General features: G+C 38.2%; 19 protein-coding genes. 5 read left to right on the top strand and 14 right to left on the bottom strand.

What is annotated here, in order from left to right:
* Positions 1-181: 181 nt before the first annotated feature.
* The 4 genes from GFH32_RS06585 to GFH32_RS06570 form a co-directional block, all read right to left on the bottom strand.
* Positions 182-982 carry a M48 family metallopeptidase gene (locus GFH32_RS06585; RefSeq protein WP_153510419.1) on the bottom strand — a complete coding sequence of 267 codons (801 nt, stop codon included), beginning with the start codon at positions 980-982 and terminating at the stop codon, positions 182-184.
* A gap of 72 nt (positions 983-1,054) precedes the next feature.
* The gene (gene plsY / locus GFH32_RS06580; protein WP_153510417.1) at positions 1,055-1,705 is read right to left on the bottom strand and encodes a glycerol-3-phosphate 1-O-acyltransferase PlsY; all 651 of its coding nucleotides are present in this window, start codon (positions 1,703-1,705) and stop codon (positions 1,055-1,057) included.
* A gap of 13 nt (positions 1,706-1,718) precedes the next feature.
* A complete protein-coding gene (gene nadC / locus GFH32_RS06575; protein ID WP_153510415.1) occupies positions 1,719-2,576 on the bottom strand; it encodes a carboxylating nicotinate-nucleotide diphosphorylase in 858 nt (285 codons plus the stop codon).
* A gap of 72 nt (positions 2,577-2,648) precedes the next feature.
* On the bottom strand, positions 2,649-3,062 hold the full coding sequence (locus GFH32_RS06570) for a DUF4783 domain-containing protein (protein WP_153510413.1): 414 nt from the start codon (positions 3,060-3,062) through the stop codon (positions 2,649-2,651).
* Positions 3,063-3,231: 169 nt separating this feature from the next.
* Between GFH32_RS06570 and gpmI the strand changes: the two genes are divergently transcribed.
* Together gpmI and GFH32_RS06560 are read left to right on the top strand one after the other, a co-directional pair.
* Positions 3,232-4,767: a 2,3-bisphosphoglycerate-independent phosphoglycerate mutase gene (gene gpmI / locus GFH32_RS06565; RefSeq protein ID WP_153510411.1), complete on the top strand. Its 1,536-nt coding sequence runs from the start codon at positions 3,232-3,234 to the stop codon at positions 4,765-4,767.
* The gene (locus GFH32_RS06560) at positions 4,751-5,314 is read left to right on the top strand and encodes a hypothetical protein (RefSeq protein ID WP_153510409.1); all 564 of its coding nucleotides are present in this window, start codon (positions 4,751-4,753) and stop codon (positions 5,312-5,314) included. Before gpmI ends, GFH32_RS06560 begins: the two co-directional genes overlap by 17 nt.
* A 29-nt stretch (positions 5,315-5,343) precedes the next feature.
* Here the strand turns inward: GFH32_RS06560 and GFH32_RS06555 are convergent, their stop codons facing one another.
* Genes GFH32_RS06555 through GFH32_RS06545 form a run of 3 tightly spaced genes read right to left on the bottom strand, consistent with a single transcriptional unit; the run spans position 5,344 to position 7,613 of the window.
* A complete protein-coding gene (locus GFH32_RS06555; protein ID WP_153510406.1) occupies positions 5,344-6,117 on the bottom strand; it encodes a TerC family protein in 774 nt (257 codons plus the stop codon).
* A 29-nt stretch (positions 6,118-6,146) separates the two neighbouring features.
* Complete coding sequence (locus GFH32_RS06550; RefSeq protein WP_153510404.1) at positions 6,147-6,677, bottom strand: adenine phosphoribosyltransferase; 531 nt, start codon at positions 6,675-6,677, stop codon at positions 6,147-6,149.
* A gap of 6 nt (positions 6,678-6,683) precedes the next feature.
* Entirely contained in the window at positions 6,684-7,613 is a 930-nt protein-coding gene (locus GFH32_RS06545; RefSeq protein ID WP_153510402.1) for a helix-hairpin-helix domain-containing protein, read from the bottom strand.
* Positions 7,614-7,683: 70 nt separating this feature from the next.
* Here GFH32_RS06545 and GFH32_RS06540 point away from each other — a divergent pair, with 70 nt between their 5' ends.
* A complete protein-coding gene (locus GFH32_RS06540; protein WP_153510399.1) occupies positions 7,684-8,292 on the top strand; it encodes a polysaccharide deacetylase family protein in 609 nt (202 codons plus the stop codon).
* On the opposite strand, the gene GFH32_RS06535 is transcribed toward GFH32_RS06540, so the two are convergent.
* The 6 genes from GFH32_RS06535 to GFH32_RS06510 form a co-directional block, all read right to left on the bottom strand.
* Positions 8,289-9,107 carry a DUF4249 domain-containing protein gene (locus GFH32_RS06535; protein ID WP_153510397.1) on the bottom strand — a complete coding sequence of 273 codons (819 nt, stop codon included), beginning with the start codon at positions 9,105-9,107 and terminating at the stop codon, positions 8,289-8,291. The two genes, GFH32_RS06540 and GFH32_RS06535, sit on opposite strands and share 4 nt — an antisense overlap.
* Before the next feature lie 4 nt (positions 9,108-9,111).
* Positions 9,112-11,442, bottom strand: coding sequence for a TonB-dependent receptor (locus tag GFH32_RS06530; RefSeq protein ID WP_153510395.1), 2,331 nt, complete (start codon positions 11,440-11,442; stop codon positions 9,112-9,114).
* Between the two features lie 129 nt (positions 11,443-11,571).
* Positions 11,572-12,396 carry an alpha/beta hydrolase gene (locus GFH32_RS06525; RefSeq protein WP_153510393.1) on the bottom strand — a complete coding sequence of 275 codons (825 nt, stop codon included), beginning with the start codon at positions 12,394-12,396 and terminating at the stop codon, positions 11,572-11,574.
* Positions 12,393-13,274, bottom strand: a complete 882-nt coding sequence (locus tag GFH32_RS06520; protein ID WP_153510391.1) for a hypothetical protein — start codon at positions 13,272-13,274, stop codon at positions 12,393-12,395. Before GFH32_RS06520 ends, GFH32_RS06525 begins: the two co-directional genes overlap by 4 nt.
* 106 nt (positions 13,275-13,380) lie before the next feature.
* On the bottom strand, positions 13,381-14,034 hold the full coding sequence (locus tag GFH32_RS06515) for a hypothetical protein (RefSeq protein WP_153510388.1): 654 nt from the start codon (positions 14,032-14,034) through the stop codon (positions 13,381-13,383).
* A 45-nt stretch (positions 14,035-14,079) separates the two neighbouring features.
* The gene (locus tag GFH32_RS06510) at positions 14,080-17,004 is read right to left on the bottom strand and encodes an FAD-binding and (Fe-S)-binding domain-containing protein (protein WP_228384232.1); all 2,925 of its coding nucleotides are present in this window, start codon (positions 17,002-17,004) and stop codon (positions 14,080-14,082) included.
* A gap of 327 nt (positions 17,005-17,331) precedes the next feature.
* Between GFH32_RS06510 and GFH32_RS06505 the strand changes: the two genes are divergently transcribed.
* Positions 17,332-17,811, top strand: a complete 480-nt coding sequence (locus GFH32_RS06505; protein WP_153510386.1) for an Lrp/AsnC family transcriptional regulator — start codon at positions 17,332-17,334, stop codon at positions 17,809-17,811.
* A gap of 7 nt (positions 17,812-17,818) precedes the next feature.
* Complete coding sequence (locus GFH32_RS06500; RefSeq protein ID WP_153510384.1) at positions 17,819-18,976, top strand: EamA family transporter; 1,158 nt, start codon at positions 17,819-17,821, stop codon at positions 18,974-18,976.
* Between the two features lie 58 nt (positions 18,977-19,034).
* Here GFH32_RS06500 and GFH32_RS06495 read toward each other — a convergent pair whose 3' ends face one another.
* The gene (locus GFH32_RS06495) at positions 19,035-20,306 is read right to left on the bottom strand and encodes a glucose-1-phosphate adenylyltransferase (protein ID WP_153510381.1); all 1,272 of its coding nucleotides are present in this window, start codon (positions 20,304-20,306) and stop codon (positions 19,035-19,037) included.

The raw sequence follows: 20,306 nt of genomic DNA, 5'->3' as shown, positions 1-20,306 counted from the left end.
TTAGCCTACCTTATACCATGTTTGGTAGAATAAATAGTAAAAGCTGCGCTTGAGATGTGTTTTTCTATGGAGATATTCCAATAGAAATCCTAATCTAACTTCTTACTTGAAAAGGCAAAAAAAAGAAGGGCTTATCATTTAGATAAACCCTTCTATTGTTTTGCTAATGCTATATTTTAGCTTATTTCTTGTAATATTTCATGACTTCAGGAATCATCGCTTGTAATTGAGAGATACGACGGGCATCACTAGGGTGTGTACTCAGCCACTCTGGTTGACTGCCAGATTTCCCTTGTGCCATTCTTTCCCAGAATTTAATAGACTCATTTGGATCATATCCAGCCATCGCCATCAAAATTAGTCCAGCTTTATCAGCGGCTAACTCATCATTTCTCGAGAATTTCAACGAACCTACTTGGTAGCCAATACCATATAATTGATTGAACATCCCAATATACTTACTATTTGACATTGCTCCTGCAGCACCTAATATTTGCGCGCCATATTGAGCCGCCATAGCATTCGAATACTGCGATACAGAGTGTTCCTCAATCGCGTGAGCAATCTCATGGCCCATCACTGTCGCTAAGCCTGCATCGTTCTTTGCTACAGGTAAGATACCTGAATAAACCGCAACCTTACCGCCAGGCATACACCAAGCATTCACATCAGGGCTTTCAATTAAATTAAATTCCCAGTTAAAACTAAATTTGTCGGCAATCCCCAATTGCTTCAAGTATTGATTCGCAGCAATAGCGATATTACTACCAACACGCTTAACCTGTGTTGCAGCTGCCGTTCCCGTAATTACCTTAGAGTTATTTTTACTCAGAAAGTCTTTATAGGCTAATGCAGCTTGATCGTTAATCTGTTGAGAATCTACCAATTTAAGGTATTTACGACCTGTGATTGCAGATGTTGCGCATCCGGCAATCGTAGCCCCCAACATTAACATGGCCGTATATTTAAAAATCCTTTTCATAAACGTTGTTATTAAGTTAACTCAATACAAATAATGTTTTACAATGATTAAACAAAACTTGTTCCCAAAAGTTTAACCGGACGATTTTTTCTTAAATAAATATATTTTGGATTCTTTACCCTTGAGTAGTCGTTCGATATTCTTCTGATGGGTAACTAAGATCAATGCACAAATGGCTATTCCATAGAGTAGTACCGATGGTACCGTCGTTTTAAAGATAAAAGCAATACTAAAGGGGAATGTAAATCCTGCGAGGATAGATCCCAAGGAAACGTAATGGAAGATAAACAAAACGACCAAAAATACAGTCACACAGCATAATGCTGCCGGCCAATGAATTGCTAGAACCATTCCAAAAAGGGTTGCAACTCCCTTACCGCCACGAAAACCAGCAAATATTGGGAATAAATGACCCAGTACCGCGATAACACCTAATGCTAATTGAAAATTAACAAACTGTGGGCCATCGTGATTTCCGACCACCGTACTGTCTAATAAATAAGGAAGATTTGTTGCTGTCCAGCCCTTAAGGATATCTACAAACATCACAACGGACCCTGCTTTTTTCCCTAAAACACGAAAAGTATTGGTTGCACCCGCGTTACCACTCCCATATTCTCTAACATCAACACCATAAAACGCTTGTCCAAACCAAACCGCTGTAGGGATTGATCCGAATAAATATGCTAATATGACTATTCCTACGAGATAGATTGAAATCATATACAGCAATTTACTAAATAAGTTTCGCTTTTAAACTCAAATCCAGACTTTTAACCGAGTGGGTTAATGCACCAACAGAGATAAAATCCACACCTCCTTTGGCATAGTCTGCAATCGTTTCTAATGTAATTCCTCCGGATGCTTCGGTAACCAATCGTCCGTTCACTAATTGAACAGCTTCGGCTACTTGTTCTACCGTAAAATTATCAAACATTACGCGATCAACCTGACCAATGGCAAGTACTTCTTTCAACTCATCAAAGTTGCGTACTTCGACTTCTATCGGAATATTTAAGTTATGTGTCGTTTTATAAGACAATGCAGCGTTTACCGCCGCAGTAATACCTCCTGCATAATCAACATGATTATCCTTAATCAGAATCATGTCGTAAAGTGCAAAGCGATGGTTTACCCCGCCACCAAGCGTGACTGCTTTCTTCTCTAAGAAACGAAGTAACGGTGTGGTTTTCCTAGTGTCTAATACCCTAGTATTGGTACCTGCGAGTGCAGCGACATATTTTGAAGTTTGCGTAGCAATGCCCGACATGCGTTGCATTACGTTTAATACGAGACGCTCACCTTTTAAAATTGTATGAATGGAGCCTTTTAAGCGAAATGCTATATCACCATACTGAACGGCTTGTCCATCTTTCAATAATATTTCGAATTGTAGGTTTGGATCAATGGCCAAAAATATTTCCTTAGCTACCTCAATACCGGCAATGATTCCGGATTCTTTAACCAAGAGCTGTGCTTCGCCTTGCTTTGAATCATCAATCGTAGAAAGTGTGGTATAGTCTCCTGGCCCAACATCCTCTTTTATTGCTTCTTCAACAAATTGCAACAACTTTTCTTTGAATTCTTTCTCCATTTATTGATGTAAAATTAAGCGAAGATGAATAAAAATTACTTTAAAAAAAAGATAAATTCAATAAAATCTCTGTTATTCTATCCTTAATTCTGCGATTTGAGTATCTCCAGATGTTTGGCTAAACTTCGTAAAAACACGGTAAGTACCCGATGAGGTTTTCAGTTGGTAGACAATGTAGAAACTATTGTTAGTACGCATGGTTCGCTGTACCTGTTTAATTTCTGTCGTTTTATTGGCTTGAAAAAAATCACTAAGCAGCATTTCAGCTTGGAATTTCGAATAATACCCCCCATCGCTTTTAATCGATAACGAAATATTCGAACCAAAATAATTCGATATAGATTTCGCATTATTCGACTTAAAAGCTTCTAATATTTCATTCCCAATATCCGAATAACCTAGGTTAAAGGATAGTAAGGGGATTATTACTAGGGTACAGCAAAGGTGAATGAATGTTCTGCAACTAAATTTAAAACCTTGTATCATGTCTCTTAAAAACTCCTAAAGCGGATCTGCTCAATATTCTGTCAATGTTTCTAACGCTAAAATTTAGAAATTCACAACCAAAATTATGCCAATACCCATTTTTTGCAACAAATACTATGCTTGAGCATGAGAATTATACTTTTCTCTGCATTAGTATTATATTTGTGTAATGAGTTCTGAGCAAAAAAGAGTAGCATTATTAATCCTGGATGGATTAGGCTACGGAAAAGATGATAATTCAAATGCTGTAATAGCCGCAAAAACTCCATACCTCGACTACCTATTAGCCAACTATCCTAATTCTAAACTTGAAGCTTCAGGTGAAGCTGTTGGTTTACCTGCTGGTCAAATGGGTAATTCAGAGGTTGGACATATGAATCTTGGTGCTGGTCGTACGGTATATCAAGAATTAGGACGTATTAATAAAGCCGCAAAAGATGGTATTTTCAAATCCGATTTAACAATCGAAGGCGCTTTTGACTATGCTAAAGAAAACAATAAGAAAGTTCACTTTATAGGTCTATTATCAGATGGTGGAGTACACTCTCATATTTCGCATCTTAAAGCATTATGTGATGCAGCGAAACATGCAGAGCTAACGAGCGATCAAGTTTTTATTCACGCCTTCTTAGACGGTCGCGATACGGATCCAAATGGCGGTATTGGTTATATGCGTGATTTAACACAACATTTAACCTTATCTGTTGGAACAGTTGCTTCTGCAATTGGTCGCTATTATGCAATGGACCGCGATAACCGTTGGGAACGTGTTAAAGAAGCTTACGACTTGTTAACCAAAGGCGTGGGTACAGCATCGACAGATATACTAGCTTCGATTGAAGCTTCATATGCAAACGATGTCACCGACGAGTTTGTCAAGCCGATCGTTATGGTTAAGCCTGATGGTTCACCGATCGCAAAAATCGAAAATGGTGATGTCGTAATCTGTTATAACTTTAGAACAGATCGAGGTCGTGAAATTACTATTGCGTTAACACAGCAAGCATTTCCGGAGTATGATATGCATCCTTTGGATTTATATTATGTAACGATGACTTCTTATGACGACACCTTCAAAGGTGTAAAAGTAATCTTCCAGAAGGATAACTTAACAAAGACTTTAGGAGAGACTCTAGCTGCTCAAAACAAAACTCAAGTTCGAATTGCCGAGACTGAGAAATATCCACACGTTACGTTTTTCTTTTCTGGAGGTCGCGAAGAACAGTTTGAAGGTGAATCTCGTATTTTAATTCCGTCGCCAAAGGTGGCAACTTACGATTTACAACCAGAAATGAGTGCGCAAGGTATCGCTGATGCTATTTGTTTAGATATGGTTAATAATCATCCAGACTTCATCTGTTTGAACTTTGCCAATCCGGATATGGTAGGTCATACCGGAGTTTTTGATGCTGTTGTTAAAGCTGTTGAAAAAGTAGACGCTGTAACTAAACAAGTTGTTGACCAAGGTCTAGCAGAAGGTTATTCTTTTATTATCCTTGCCGATCACGGAAATTCAGAATATATGTTGAATAGTGATGGATCTGTCAATACAGCACATACGACCAACCTTGTTCCTTGTATTTTAATTGATAAAGACTATCAACACATAAAAGATGGAAAATTAGGGGATGTTGCCCCTACAGTTCTGAAGATGATGAACTTGGAAATTCCATTAGAAATGAATGGCGATGTATTGGTATACTAAGCATCTACCGAAAAAATTAGCGATGGCAGGTTTGCTTGCCATCGCTTTCTTTTCGTGCTCCTCACCAGCGCCTCAGCAACATATAAATGGAATTCAGCAAGAACTTTTCGATATCCCTAGCTTTATACAGCAGCAGATAGACTCGCTAAAACAGGCAAATCCAACGATCAACAAGACCGTTATTAAAGATATGCAAGAGGAAACTAAAGCACTTCCAATAAAAGATTGGGAGAGTGAATTTTCGAGTTTTAAAGCGATTGACCTGAATAAGCCAGCGTATGCGGGTTTCATTGATATCGATACAGTGGACGGGGTGTTGGAGTATAATTTCACGAATCCTGATTTAGACCTTTCATGCGTAAGGATAGCATTCGATGATCAAGGGAAAGTGAAGATGCTTAGTGTTGACAAGCATGTCCATAACACCTTGTATCAAACCAGCGAATTTCTAGTGTATGAAACGGGAAATTTTTATATCGTTGAAAAGAACCAGAAGGTTCTATTAATGGGCGATAATTATTATAAAGTTCAAGGGAACTTAAAATAGAAAGAGGGAGCTAAGCTCCCTCTTTCTATTTATTTCTTTTCCTCATTATTCAAATGAGCTAATGCTTTCTTTTCTGCGCGAATATTTAGGAATTCGACTAAAACGGAGAATGCCATCGCAAAGTAAATATAGCCTTTCGGTATATGTTGATCAAAAGCCTCTGCTGTCAAGGAAACTCCAATTAATAATAGGAATGCCAATGCTAGCATTTTTACGGATGGATAGTCATTCACAAAGGTCGAGATACTTTCTGCCGATAATAACATAATACCGACCGCAACAATTACCGCCGCTATCATGACGCCAATTTGGTCAACCATACCCACTGCTGTGATGACAGAGTCTAAAGAGAAAACTAAGTCTAAGATGATAATTTGTATAATAACGCTCGAAAACGTAACAACTTTCGCCTTTCCACCGCTCGCTTCAATATGTCCTTCTACTTTATGGTGAATTTCAGTCGTTGCTTTATAAATTAAAAACAAACCTCCAATAAATAGGATTAGATCTCTCCCTGACAACGTTAGATAACGATGCCACTGTGGGTCATCAATACCGAATGTATCTGCTAAATTTAGGAATGGTTCGGTAAGCCCCATGATCCACTTGATCGAGAATAACAGGCCAACGCGCATCACTAATGCTAATAAAAGACCAATTTGTCGCGCTTTCTTTTGTTGTTCTGGTGGAAGCTTTCCACTTTGAATAGAGATAAAGACAATGTTGTCAATGCCGAGTACAATTTCTAAAATTGTCAGCGTTAAAAATGATATCCAAATGTTTGGATCCAGCAGCCATTCCATAGAATATAGTTAGTGATTAAGGGTTATCCCTATTGATAACCTACTAAAGATATAATTTTTTCGCTAAATCGCGTAAGGCGGCCTTGGCTCTGTAGAAAATCAAGACTAATAACAAAACTAAATCCTGCTACTTCTCCCCCGACCTTTTCAATCAGCTTACTTGCTGCAACGACCGTACCGCCGGTTGCTAATAAATCATCATGCAACAACACTTTGGATCCAGCAGGGAATGCATCTTCATGCATCTCAATTGTCGCTTGACCGTATTCTAACTTATATGATTCAGAAACTGTTTTATAGGGAAGCTTCCCTTGTTTACGAATTGGAATAAATGGTTTTTTCAATTCTTGGGCTAATAAAAATCCGAAAAGAAAGCCTCGGCTTTCAATTCCAGCGATAAGATCAAATTCAATTCCCGACAACCGTTTCACAAACTCTTTTACGGCTAAATCGACCAGTTCTGGATGTTGTAATAAGGGTGTGATATCTTTGAAAACGATACCCGGTTCAGGGAAATCTGGAATATCGCGGATGACCGCTTTAAGTTTTTCTTCTACCATTGAAAATCAATTGAAATCTAAATAAATTTCAATTTTACGAAAAAAAGGCTCTTGGAGCGAAAGAATCTTTTTCAAATCTTCGATGCTAGAAAAATGTCCGTGTTGTTTTCGATAGTTGACGATCGTTTTCGCCTGCTTATAGGAAATATATGGATGTTTTGATATTGCACTGGCATCCAATGTATTAATCTTAATTTTAAGAATGGATCCTGGGTCAATCTGAAGATGGTTTGAAATATGCTCAAGGGTTTCTGTCGGTAGTCCATAGACTTCCTTTAATTGCTCTAGTTCGTAATACCCGCCAAGTAGTTCTCTATATTTTATTATACGACTAGAAAAAACAGGTCCAATACCACGCAGTGCTATTAAAGCTAAACTATCCGCCGTATTCAGTTCAATCATCAAATCAGCATATCGACTGATAGGTAGTTCGGAATTTACGACATGGTTATTGCTCTCAACGCTTATTGGTACCACTTTTTGATTTTCAATTATAACATAGGGCAGTAAGCGATTGACATCACTAGCTGAAAGAGAATATATCTTTGCAATATCTTCAGGAACACGAAATTGACCACCTTTGGATTCGTAATTGTGAATTACACGAATCTGCGCATCGGATAATCCTAATTTCTTCCAACTCTCTGCTGATAGATTGTTCGGATCAAATTGAAAATAGGCAACTGCTTTCTTGAATTCGCTAGAACTTTGCTGCTGTTGACTTTCTTGATATAACTCGTTGTTAGGTTGCTGAAGATGAGCGGAGTCAATAAGATCGGAGGATAGAGGCAATACTTGAACTGTTATGGGCTGCTCATTATTCGGATTTCGCTTAATCATATTTATCACTATCAACAGTAGAATGATAGTAGACATCGTATAGAATCCAATTTGCTCGGCTCTTCGCATTTCGAAATAAGCAAACAATCTTTTCATCTTTCTTCTGATTAATTGGATGGCTAATTAAATCTTGATAAATTTGCTACAAATCAAGCAATTCATCAACATGCATTTTGTCCGCCCGTTTTTTATACTTCCCTATCTCTATCCAGATGCGATTTGGAGAATAAATAATCGGAAAAATAATATTTACTTAACGTTTGATGATGGCCCAATTCCTGAGATTACACCTTGGATACTAGACTGTCTGAAGGAGAAGAATATCAAAGCTTGTTTTTTCTGTGTTGCGGACAATGTTCGTAAACACCCTGAGTTATTTCAAAGAATCCTTGACGAAGGACATCAAGTTGGAAATCATACCTACAATCATTTAAAGGGTTGGGATTGTGCAGATGATCAGTATCTGGAAAACATTGAATTGGCGGATAAATTAATTGCGAGTCCACTGTTTCGACCACCTTATGGACGTATTAAGAAATCACAACTTCGCGAAGTTTCGAAGAAATATCAAGTGATTATGTGGGATGTCTTAACTGGCGATTACGATAGACGTATTAGCCCGGAACAATGCTTAAAAAATGCCGTTCAATATACTCGAGACGGCAGTATTATTGTATTTCACGACAATATCAAAGCAATTGAAAACGTTAAATATGCCTTGCCAAAAGCTATTGATAACCTAAGCGCGCGCGGCTTCAGATTTTCCACGTTTTAGTCTTCGTCCTGAAAGTTATCTTGAATCTCCAACGAATATTCTTTCACTCCAGCTACCGAGAAATAACCTAAAGCACCATTGCTAATATTCGAGGTTGGATTGGCTGGAGACGCACTCCCAGGATTGGTGGATTGATATTCAGACCAATATGTATACACATCCTTTGCAATACAATATCGCCTAATTGTAACGTGATCACCGTTGTAAATCTCCGCATTACGACCTCCAATTTGGTGCTTCACATGCAATCCATCATTAAACTTATCGGAATAGACTGAGTTAAATTGCATGTTTGTTGATTCTGCACTATTACTTTCAATCGCTAAATTATACTTGTAATAATTATCTACGCCTGTAGGATCATCAAAATTCAGGTTAACAAAATAATAATCTTCATTGAAAATATTTTCCTTAGTAATACCAACAGAATCGACCTCTACATAGCTCGGCATTCTGGTTGTAGCGTTGTACACCTCGCCATCCACAGTTACGTTCAACGTATAGTTTTGTTGTGCCATAATGCTCATATTCTCATGAACATAAACTCCATTTCCGACTGAATTAAAATTGAAAACACGTCCAGCACCTGTCGTAACTGTAACTACAGCGTTCTCGATGGGTTCAAATCCTCGGTTTTCATTAAATGATACGGTCTTGGATATTTTAATTTCTTGTTTTCTGTCGAGATTATTGATATCGGCTTCAATCACAACTTTTGCATTCGCATCATTTAGATCAATTTCAATCTTCTCTTCGCAGGATATGCATGCTAAAATGATAAGTGGGGCAAATATGAGGTATAAGAGTTTTCGCATGTTATTAAAATTTAAAGTTCCAAGTTACAGATGGAATGATTCCGAAAAGCGCGATTTTATAGGCTTCCGTGACGTTAGGATTATTCTCGCTTTCTCTAAAATCTATGATATACGCGTTCTTACGATTATAAGCGTTGTAAATACCAAATGACCAACTGGAGTTGAATTTCTTATTTTCTTTATTCGGTTCGTAATTCGCTGACAAATCTAAACGATGATAATTCGGCATACGATAGCCGTTTCGCTCTGTATAATAAAACATGGTAGTTCCATCTATTTGATATTTTCCACTTGGGAAAGTAATAGCGTTACCAGTATTGAATACGAATGTAGCCCCTAGATTCCAGCTCTTGGAAATCTGATACATCCCGACAACGGAGAGATCATGTGTTCGATCTTGCCGTGCAGCAAACCAATTTCCGTCATTGATTCCATCGAACTGTCGTTCACTACGTCCTAGTGTATAAGATATCCATCCGTTTAATTTTCCTTTATTCTTGCGAACGAGAAACTCGACACCATAGGAACGTCCGATACCAAATAGTAGTTCGCCCTCAAGGTATTTATTAGCCTGTAAGTCTGCTCCATTTCGGAAATCTATCTGATTGTCCATAAACTTATAATACGTCTCTACAGAGAGCTCATAAGCGTTATTATTAAGATTCCTGAAATATCCTAAGGCTACTTGGTCGGCAACTTGTGGTTTTATGTTCAAGCTACTCAATACATATTGATCGGTTGGAAGACTAGAAGTGGTATTGGTAAGTTGATGTAAATTTTGGGCAATTCGATTGTAGCTCGCTTTAATACTATTTTTCGGGTTTAATATATAAGCCATCGATGCGCGGGGCTCTATATTGAAATGGTGTTTAATGACGGTATTTCCATACAATTCTTCACCACTTACTTCACCGTCTGAATCGAAGTTATAAAATGTTCCTGGACCCATCACCATAAAATCATTTAGTCGTAATCCATAAATCACAGAGAGCTGTTCCAATGGCTTCCATTCATGAGAAACATACGCTGCCGCTTCAACTCCGGACCGTTTTTCAATATTGATTGAATTCACGGCCGATTCGCTCGAAGCATTAAGACTTGCCGGCAAAACTTGTTGACGCAAAATGTTTAATCCGAATTTCAGCGTGTTGTTATTTGAGGAATAATATGAAAAGTCTTGTTTCAGATTCCAATTTCTAATCTTAGAAGCAATTTTAAAATCCGAGTCATCATTATTAACATTCACGTTATACGTGAAATCACTATAAATCAAAGTTGTGTTACTGAATAGTTTCTCGTTAAAAATATGATTCCAGCGAACCGTCGCTGTGGCATTTCCCCAATCAAACCCAAATAAATCTCCATATCCTAATTCATCTTTACCAAAATATCCAGACAGGTATACGGTATTCCTATCATTCAATTTATAGTTTAACTTGGCATTTAAATCATAAAAATACAGCTTGCTTTTATTCACCGTCTCGTCAGGAGAAGCTTTTAAGAACATATCTGCGTAGGTTCTTCGTCCGCTCAACATAAATGAGCTGCGATCTTTAACAATTGGTCCTTCAAGTTTTAAACGCGAGGCTATCAGACCGACCCCTCCCTCTCCCGAGAACTTACGATTATTACCGTCTAACATGGAAATATCCATAACAGAGGAGATACGTCCTCCATATTGTGCTGGTATTCCACCTTTGTACAAGTTAACATCTTTTATAGCGTCAGAATTGAAGGTTGAGAAAAAGCCTAATAGATGGGAGGCATTGTATACAGTCGCTTCGTCTAATAGGATTAAGTTTTGGTCGCCCGCTCCCCCACGAACATAGAAGTTTGAACTCCCCTCACCTCCCGATGCAACACCAGGCAGCAATTGTATCGTTTTTAGAATATCCTTCTCCCCGAACAGAATGGGTACATTCTTTAATTCCTCCATGGTAAACTTCAAAGCGCCCATTTGCGGATTTGTAACACTTTCATTCTGACGTCTTCCTGAAACCACAACTTCTTCGATCGTCGTGGAATTATCGTTTAGTTCAAAATTGATCTTTTTGTTCTCCGTTACTGAAATAGTCTGCGTAACGCGATTATATCCAACATAAGAAACTTCGATGATTTGTTCACCAGAAGGTATCGTGATTGAATAGAATCCATAGTTATTAGAATAACTACTCACATTCGCTGCGGGAACTTGAATGAGGGCACCAATTAATGTTTCACCAGTATTTGCATCTTTTATTATTCCACTTAAGGTGATCTTTTCCTGCCCGTATGTAAATAAAACGTTCAGTAATAGTAGTAAAAATAATGAGCTGTTCTTGAAATTGATCGGCATATAGTGCAGTAGCTTTAAAATAATCCGCAACTAAAATAGAAAAGCCATCTTGTTATTCAAAATGGCTTAGCAAAGTTTAACTTCCTTTTTATGAATATTTTGTCGTAAACAAAATACCGTGCGTTTCTATTATTTCTTTATCGGTTCATTTGGTTTATTAAAAACCTCATTGAAGAATGCCATTTGATAATGGATCGATTTACTCCAATATTCCCAGCTATGTCCACCTGGCATGCTTAAGTAGCGATGTGGGACATTCATATATTTCAATTTTTCATGTAATCTTTCGTTCACGCCAAAGAAGAAATCCTCCGTTCCGCAGTCGATAAATATTTCCAAAGACTTAGGTTTAATCAAATGGGTTAATTCCATCACGGTATGTTGATTCCATTTCTCCGGATTTTCCGCATAGCTTCCCAATCGACTCGCCATCTCCCAGTTGTTAGGGAAAGGTCGAATATCAACTCCTCCAGCAGTACTTCCTACAGCAGAAAATGTGTCTTGATGACGAATCGCCAAATACATCGCACCATGTCCTCCCATACTTAAACCAGAAATTCCACGCTTGCTTCTGTCTTTGGCTGTATCGTATTTTCCGTCGATATAGCCGACAAGCTCTTTACTTACAAATGTTTCATATTGATAATTCTTATTCCCTTCGATATCCCAATACCATGAACCATATCCGCCGTCGGGACATACCACGATAAAACCATACTGATCAACTAAAGTCTTAACCGCCGGGACTTTATTGACCCAATTTGCATAGTCTCCAGAATATCCATGTAGGAGATACAGTACAGGTAGCCCTTTACCTGCCTTATCAGGTGAAATGACGACAGTTTTTATACTTTTGCCCATAGCAGCGCTTTGAATAGATAAGGTATCTACTTTTGCCGCAAAAGCAAAAGAGCAAGTCAAAAGAAGAAAAAGAATAGTAAATTTTATTTTCATGGTTTAGTGATTTTATACTGATAAAGATAAGCATCTAATCCAAAAGGACGCTCACTGATTGTGACAAAGTTATTCGGCTTCAAATCAAACGCAATAGCTTCCCCCTGAGGTTCAACTTGATAAGCAACCCGTTTGTATGGCTTCTTAAGCGTCGAAAGTATTGATTCTTTTGGGTTTCTTTCCCAGAAGAATATTTGGGTTAAGTTTTTCATGATCAATGCATCTCCAGTACTTGTTATATCGGAGGCAGTGATGAATGTAAATGGCAATTCTAATAATTTCTTCAGTGTATATTTACCCTGTTTATTTTGGAAGATATCTGCGGTATACAGCGTTGAATAAAAGTCTCTTTTACTGATTAAATAAAACCTTTGGTCAATTGGATCGACGAATATGGCTTCAGCATCACGTGATTTGTCAGGAAATCTTAAGGTAAATTCTTGAATTTGCGATGCTGGTATGCTGTCCAACCGCTTACCATGGCTAAGCTTTGGCTCCTCAAAATAATAAAGCTTTATTTCGCTACGTTTAGCCTGATTATCACCAATATCTGCCAATAATATATAGTTTCGCCCAGCATTATTAACCCAAGCGATATCTTCAACATCGACGGCATGCACTCCTTCTAAATAGAATTCACATTGCAGATTTGCAACACTATCAATTAAAAATATCCGACCACTATCTCCGCTATCGTTGTGAACCCAATATTTCCCTGGATATTGCCGAGAGGCAATTATTCCTGATATTTCGCTTAATGCAGGATGGCTTGCTTTGCCTAGGGTTTGACGTGCGGCCTTCAAATCTTGCGCTTCAACTGCAATCCCATTAAACAAGCAAACAAGAACAAGGACAGAATAAATCAATTTGCGAATCATGAGTGTAAATGTAAGAAAAGACACGTTATTCTATCGTTGAATAGAAATTGTAGGTAACAAAAAAAGCACCTCTGAAAGGTGCTCTTAATCTTTTTTTAGTCGAAAACTATTTCCCTGACAAGGCATTAATAAAAGCTTGTCTAAAAGTTGAATCTTTCTCAGACAATTCGAATGACTTTTTATAATTATCCACTACTGCAAAAAACTCAGCTGGCTCTCCGGTAGCTTGATCGAAAAACAGCTTAAAATTATAAGACTTTGATTTGCTTAAATCAACTTTTTCGTTATTTGACGAGAATACTAATGGTGAGATAGTCTTACTTGACATCGCTCCTGCCGCTGGCAATCCATATATGTCTCCTACGGCTTTTAGGAAATTATCGGACACGGCTCCTAAAGAAGATATACGCAGTGATCCTACTCTAAAACCTAAATCATTATCCGGCGCATTCTGTGCCGTTATTCCAGCATCAATATTCTTTAAGACTTCTAATTTAAAACCTACAGTATCATTCTTGTAAAGTGACCTTGCATCGTAAATCACCGATGAATCGGTCTGCCCTACTTCATTCATGTTGAAATATAAATGTAGTGGCGATCCTTTTGGATCGTTGGTCAATTGATTGAGAGTGGTACTAGACGCTTCATTCGATGATCCTGTAGAGTCTGCTGCGGATGCATCGGTTTTATTAGCATTTCCACATGCGGCAAAGCTGACAGCTATCGAAGCTAACAAGCAATACGTTAATGTTTTTTTCATGATCTATCTTTTTTAATGACAACAGTTTAAGTTACGAAAAGTTTCTTATTTGTTGATTAATGCATTATACATAATCTCTACAGGATGATAGGACTTGCGTTGCACACCGTCTTTAATTTGATGTCTACATGAAGTACCTGCAGCTGCGATAAGATATTCCGCGCTAGTTTTTCGCAGGGTTGGAAACAATACTAATTCTGCTACTTTCTGCGACACTTCGAAATGCTCTTTCTCATAGCCAAATGAACCCGCCATACCACAACAACCCGATGGTATAACTTCCACCTCATAATTTGTTGGAAGGGATAACAATTGTTTGGTGTAATCAACTAGTTTGAATGCTTTCTGATAACAGTGACCATGTAGTTTGATTTTCTGCGCATCAGCAGTAAATTGCTCTGGATGAATTCTACCTGCCTTTATTTCTTGCACTAGAAACTCATCAACCATGAGTGCATTCTTTGCAAGGCTTTCCGCTGCGGCTCTACAATCAGGGTCAACAAGATCGACGTATTCGTCGCGGAAAGTAATAATTGCGGAAGGCTCAATACCTAACAAAGGCGTGTCTGCGGAAATCAAATTTGCTAACATGGATACGTTTTTGTTTGCTAAGGCTTTTGCTTTCTTAACAAATCCTTTCGAAAGGAACGTTCTTCCACTCTCTAAATGCTTTGGAACAACTACTTCATATCCTAACGCAGTTAATAATTTATAAGCCGTTATGCCGATTTCTGTGTCATTATATTCTGTAAACTCATCACTAAAAAGATATACTTTTCTTTTCTGTTTAATCGTGTTTTGTTTATTTATCCATGCACTTAATGTTGTACCATGAACTTTTGGTAATGAACGATTCGGCGCAAATCCAACGACAGACTTGATAAGACCCGACGTAATTTGGTTCGTTGCAAAGAAATTATAAATTGGAGCAACATAAGATCCTAATTTCTGCGATTGTGTAAAATTAGCAATCAATTTTGACCGGAAGCTACTGCCATTAGCATCGTAATAGTGTTGTAGGAATTCAGCTTTCATTTTCGCAATATCCACACTCGAAGGACACTCTGTTTTACAGCCTTTACAGCTCAAACATAAATCCATTACTTCTTTTAGTTCCTCGTGATCAAAACGATTCTGCTTATTTGAATTCGTCAAGAATTGACGTAACATATTTGCTCTCGCACGCGTCGTATCCTTTTCATCGCGAGTCGCCATAAATGAAGGACACATGGTACCACCTGTAATTTCTGTCTTTCTACAATCGCCCGAGCCTGAACATTTTTCCGCTAAACGAAGTATACTTTCATTCTTGTTGAAATCAAAATAGGTAGGAATATCTTTGCCATCACGAACAGTATCGTAACGAAGATGTGTATCCATTGGCGGTGTGTCAACGATCTTTTTAGCATTGAATATATTATGTGGATCAAATGCTTGCTTCACCTGAAGTAACAAATGATAAACTTGCTCACCAAGCACCTTGCCAATAAACTCCCCTCTTAAACGACCATCTCCATGTTCACCACTTAAAGAGCCATTGTATTTCAATACTAAATCCGTTGTTTTCTCTAATATTGAGCGAAATTGGCGCTTTCCTTCTGAAGATTTCAAGTTGATAAATGGTTCAATATGCAGCTCTCCAGCCCCTGCATGTGCATAATAAGATGCATGTACACCCTCTTCAGCTAATAGCTTTTGAATATCAGCCACGTAATCCGGTAAATCCTCTGGAGATACCGCACAGTCTTCAATTAGATTTACGGGTTGATTATCGCCAGGCAGATTTCTAATCAAGCCTAGTCCCGCCTTCCGTACATCCCATACTAAATTGGTCTGTTCCGTCCCAGTAATCAAAGGATATGCGTAGCCTAAGTTCGACTGTTGTAGAGCCTGTTTTAGAGCATCTGCCTTAGCTTCAATTTCTGCCAAGGTATCTGCTCGAAATTCCACAATCAGTAAGGCCTGCGGGTCCCCATCAATGAAAAAACGATTATATTGATAGGTCGGATGACCTACTGTAAAGTCTAGAATATACTTATCAACTAATTCCGATGCTTCGGGATGATGCTTTAAAGCAAGGGCATTCCCACGCATACATTCCACCATATCATTGAAATGTACACATAGTAAGCCGATCTCCTTTGGAGGAAGATCCAATAGCTTAATTTTCGCTTCCGTGATAATTCCAATCGTCCCCTCAGAACCTGCCAGCAAACGGCAAAAATTAAAAGGTTGACTACTATCCATCAGCATATCCAATGCATATCCAGTATTACGACGTGTAATCTCACTCTTTGGATAGCCTGCAAGAATTGCTTCCTGATTAGTTTTGTCTGTTAAAATATTATTTATCTTCCGATAGATCTCTCCTTCACGAGACTTTAGAGCAAGCTTACCAAAGAATTCGCCTTCAGACAAGTCTTTAAACTCGACCAATTGGGCATCATCCAATAGTACTTTGGCAGCTAATAAATTTTGTCGTGTATCTCCCCAAACGATCGAATGGAGTCCAGATGAATTATTTCCAATCATTCCGCCAACCATCGCTCTACTCGCCGTTGATGTTTCAGGACCAAACATTAAACCGAATGGCTTCAGGTAAGCATTCAAATCGTCACGAATCACACCAGGTTGAACCCTCGCCCATTTCTCCTCAACGTTAACCTCTAAGATTTGATTAAAGCATCGGGAGACATCGAGTATAATGCCCGCCCCCACAACCTGTCCGGCAAGTGAAGTGCCAGCTGTACGCGGTATCAATGTAGTTTGATTCGCTTTGGCATATGCAATCAAAGTTTGTAGATCTTCTAAATTCTGAGGAATACAAACAGCCAACGGCATCTCTTGATAAACAGATGCATCTGTAGAATATGCTAAGCGCATCGTCTGATGTTCTACATTGTTGGGATCAAAATATAAATCCCCCGATAGGGATTTTGATAAGGATATTAAACTTGAAATTTCCGACACGACTGTATAGATTGAAATCACTAAATTACGCAATATTCAATAAAATAATCCGCATTTTTTGCGTTTTTTATAGTTTTTTATCTTTTATTAAGCGCTATTAAAACTACAACATGCACAATAACGCAAGAACTAATTAACCATTGGAAAACGATTGAAATTAAGAATATAAACTATGAAACTTTTATTTGTATCTTAGCCTATATCCCTAAAGAAATCCGTTACATTCCATAGAAACATTCTCCTGCAATACTGTAATAAAACTGAATTTTATTCATTTATAAATATATTAATTTGAATTTTATTCGGAATTAACGATATTTGCCCGATATGGCAAAACTAGAATATTCCTTAGACCAAATTGATCTTCAAATATTGAGGATTATGCAAGACAATGCGCGCACAAATAATGCGGATATCGCACGTGAATTAGGTATGGCTCCCTCCGCAATTCTAGAGCGCGTTAAGAAGTTAGAACAAAAAGATGTTATCCTTCAATATAATGCGCGTATCAATCCCGCTGCACTTGATCAAAAAATGCTTTCTTTTATTTTCATTAAGACTCAAGATATTATTGGTGTACAGAAAGTAGGCTTATTGCTTGCTGAAATTCCTGATGTACTCGAGGTACACGATATCGCGGGTGAAGATGGTTATTTAATTAAAGTGAGAACAAATGATTCAGCAGGCCTAGTGGATCTTATGCGTAATACGCTAAGTAAGGTTGAGGGTATAATTTCAACTCGGACGACGATTGTTTTAGAAACTGTAAAAGAAGACAATAAACTAGTAATTCCGACAAAGGAATAAGAATACAATGGTAAAAGATACAAGTACCCCTGCAGCAAGCACCATTATCTTTGCTTACGCTGTTGTCTATGTGGTTTGGGGTTCCACATTCTTCTTTATTGAAAAAGCACTACATGCATTTCCGCCCTTTGTGCTAGGCTCTATCCGCTTCATTATCGCGGGAACGCTGTTAATGGGATATTGCTATCTTAAAGGATATAAAATCTATATTAAGAAAGCTGTAAAAGATGCTGCATTTGTCGGCTTCTTATTGCTATTCATTGATATGGCCGCTATCATTTGGTCGGAGCAATATATATCGAGTGCTATCGTTTCGATCTTATCTGCAGCGACAGCTATCTGGTTTATTATTTTAGATAAACCGAAATGGAAAGAAAACTTCTCAAGCATCACAACAATCCTCGGCTTGGCCCTTGGCTTTATGGGGGTGATTATGCTCTTTGCTGAGCAAATATTTGGTCCAGCCTCTGCAACCACAGAAAGTGAGAATAAGCTAACAGCGATGATTGTTTTAACCTTAGGTACAATTGGCTGGACAGTAGGTTCACTATGGTCTAAATATAGTAAGGAACGTTCAAAAGCTAGTATCAAAGATAACGCCGAGCAATCTCCAGCGAAAGAAGAAGACCTAAACGTAATGGTTAAGACAGCTTGGCAAATGGTTGTAGCCGGAACTGCTTTTACTACGGTAGCTCTAGTAAATGGTGAATATAGCAGCTTCGATCCTTCGAGTGTTTCTATTGAATATTGGGGTGCTATGGTTTATCTCGCTTTAATGGGCTCAATATTGGCGTTCAGTTGCTATATCTTCTTGCTTCAGGTTCGTCCAGCAACGGAAGTGAGCACCTATGCTTATGTTAATCCTATTGTAGCATTAATCCTAGTCCACTTCTTCACCGAGCATGAAGTTACCAAAATGCAGATTATTGGTCTAGCAGTTGTATTATTCTCGGTATTACTTATGAATTGGAATCTTTATCAAGACAGTAGCCTTTTAAGAAATTATAAGCGTAGAAGAAAGATTAAGAAGCTTCGCCATATGGCACCTAAATCAAGTATCCCACGTATAGTAGAGGTTGCAGAATTTGGTAAAAGGAAACCAAAAAAGGAGGCTGACAATAAAGACAAACCAACGGATACAGTAAATCCAGAACAAAATATTTAATAAAAAAAGCGTCTTGAATATATCAAGACGCTTTTTTATATCGTTAAGTCAATATGGATTACAAGCCGATACTTGTATTATGATGTATCACGGCATTCTTTTTCACCACGATAATACCGTCTACTACCGAATACTGTTCGAAATCCCCATCTGGTAGGTGTTTACCACCTTTTATTCTCACATCATTACCTATTCGACAATTCTTATCAAGGATTGCGTTTTCAATATAACAACGCTCACCTACTCCAATTGGAGGAGGTTGCTGCGAATTCGTCATCTCGAGAACATCCGTTAGTTCTTCATAGTAATCCGAACCCATCATATAAGTCATCTTTATAACCGTACCAGCCCCTACTCTTGAACGAATTCCCATAACAGAGCGATGGATTTTATCGGCTAATATAATACAGCCGTCGGAAACAATTACATGATTTAAAGTCGTCCCTGAAACTTTAGACGGAGGTAACATACGTGCTCTTGTATAGACTGTTTCCCCGAATAGGTTGAATGCAGGAATATCGTCTGTCAGGCCGATATTCGCATCGAAGAAAGATGAGATCGTTCCAATATCTGTCCAGTAACTATCATATTGATAGCTGAGAATTTTAACATTCCCGATGGCATCTGGAATAATCTCTTTCCCAAAGTCCATTCCTTTGTTTTCTGCAAGAAGTTTTTTCATGACCCCTTTAGAAAACACATAAATCCCCATCGAAGCTAAATAGTTTCTTCCTTGTCTTTCCAATTCGTCAGGAACCTCGGAAGTCCAATCAGGCAGCAAATCTTTAGCTGGTTTTTCGATAAATGACGATACTTCGCCATTTTCATCAGATTTCAAAATACCAAAACCAGTTGCCTCTTTGCCTGTCACTGGGATCGTTGCAATCGTGATATCCCCACCACCCTTGACATGAAATTCGACCATGGCAGAGTAATCCATTTGGTATAATTGATCACCAGAAAGGATAAGCACATAATCATAATCCACATTGATTAAGTTCTTTTGCGTTCGACGAACAGCATCTGCGGTTCCTTCAAACCAGCTATCGCCTTCACTAGTCTGTTCAGCAGCAAGAATATCTACAAAGCCTTTACTGAAAATACTAAAGTTGTAGGAATTCTTAATGTGCTTGTTTAATGACGCGGAGTTGAATTGCGTAAGAACAAAAATCTTATTGTAACCCGAGTTCAGACAGTTGGAAATCGGAATATCCACCAATCTATACTTTCCAGCGATAGGAACTGCAGGTTTTGACCGTTGATCGGTCAGAGGATAAAGGCGTGTTCCACGACCTCCTCCTAATACAATTGAAACAACTTTGTGCGCCAT

It is taken from the genome of Sphingobacteruim zhuxiongii, from assembly GCF_009557615.1.
Classification (GTDB): Bacteria; Bacteroidota; Bacteroidia; order Sphingobacteriales; family Sphingobacteriaceae; genus Sphingobacterium; species Sphingobacterium zhuxiongii.
Note: the sequence above shows the minus strand (reverse complement) of the source record. Positions and strands in the feature narration are given on the sequence as shown.

Coding starts and splice junctions, on each gene's coding strand:
- GFH32_RS06585 (WP_153510419.1), bottom strand. CDS start 982: ATGAAAAGGATTTTTAAATATACGGCCATGTTAATGTTGGGGGCTACG.
- plsY (WP_153510417.1), bottom strand. CDS start 1,705: ATGATTTCAATCTATCTCGTAGGAATAGTCATATTAGCATATTTATTC.
- nadC (WP_153510415.1), bottom strand. CDS start 2,576: ATGGAGAAAGAATTCAAAGAAAAGTTGTTGCAATTTGTTGAAGAAGCA.
- GFH32_RS06570 (WP_153510413.1), bottom strand. CDS start 3,062: ATGATACAAGGTTTTAAATTTAGTTGCAGAACATTCATTCACCTTTGC.
- gpmI (WP_153510411.1), top strand. CDS start 3,232: ATGAGTTCTGAGCAAAAAAGAGTAGCATTATTAATCCTGGATGGATTA.
- GFH32_RS06560 (WP_153510409.1), top strand. CDS start 4,751: ATGTATTGGTATACTAAGCATCTACCGAAAAAATTAGCGATGGCAGGT.
- GFH32_RS06555 (WP_153510406.1), bottom strand. CDS start 6,117: ATGGAATGGCTGCTGGATCCAAACATTTGGATATCATTTTTAACGCTG.
- GFH32_RS06550 (WP_153510404.1), bottom strand. CDS start 6,677: ATGGTAGAAGAAAAACTTAAAGCGGTCATCCGCGATATTCCAGATTTC.
- GFH32_RS06545 (WP_153510402.1), bottom strand. CDS start 7,613: ATGAAAAGATTGTTTGCTTATTTCGAAATGCGAAGAGCCGAGCAAATT.
- GFH32_RS06540 (WP_153510399.1), top strand. CDS start 7,684: ATGCATTTTGTCCGCCCGTTTTTTATACTTCCCTATCTCTATCCAGAT.
- GFH32_RS06535 (WP_153510397.1), bottom strand. CDS start 9,107: ATGCGAAAACTCTTATACCTCATATTTGCCCCACTTATCATTTTAGCA.
- GFH32_RS06530 (WP_153510395.1), bottom strand. CDS start 11,442: ATGCCGATCAATTTCAAGAACAGCTCATTATTTTTACTACTATTACTG.
- GFH32_RS06525 (WP_153510393.1), bottom strand. CDS start 12,396: ATGAAAATAAAATTTACTATTCTTTTTCTTCTTTTGACTTGCTCTTTT.
- GFH32_RS06520 (WP_153510391.1), bottom strand. CDS start 13,274: ATGATTCGCAAATTGATTTATTCTGTCCTTGTTCTTGTTTGCTTGTTT.
- GFH32_RS06515 (WP_153510388.1), bottom strand. CDS start 14,034: ATGAAAAAAACATTAACGTATTGCTTGTTAGCTTCGATAGCTGTCAGC.
- GFH32_RS06505 (WP_153510386.1), top strand. CDS start 17,332: ATGGCAAAACTAGAATATTCCTTAGACCAAATTGATCTTCAAATATTG.
- GFH32_RS06500 (WP_153510384.1), top strand. CDS start 17,819: ATGGTAAAAGATACAAGTACCCCTGCAGCAAGCACCATTATCTTTGCT.
- GFH32_RS06495 (WP_153510381.1), bottom strand. CDS start 20,306: ATGGCGCACAAAGTTGTTTCAATTGTATTAGGAGGAGGTCGTGGAACA.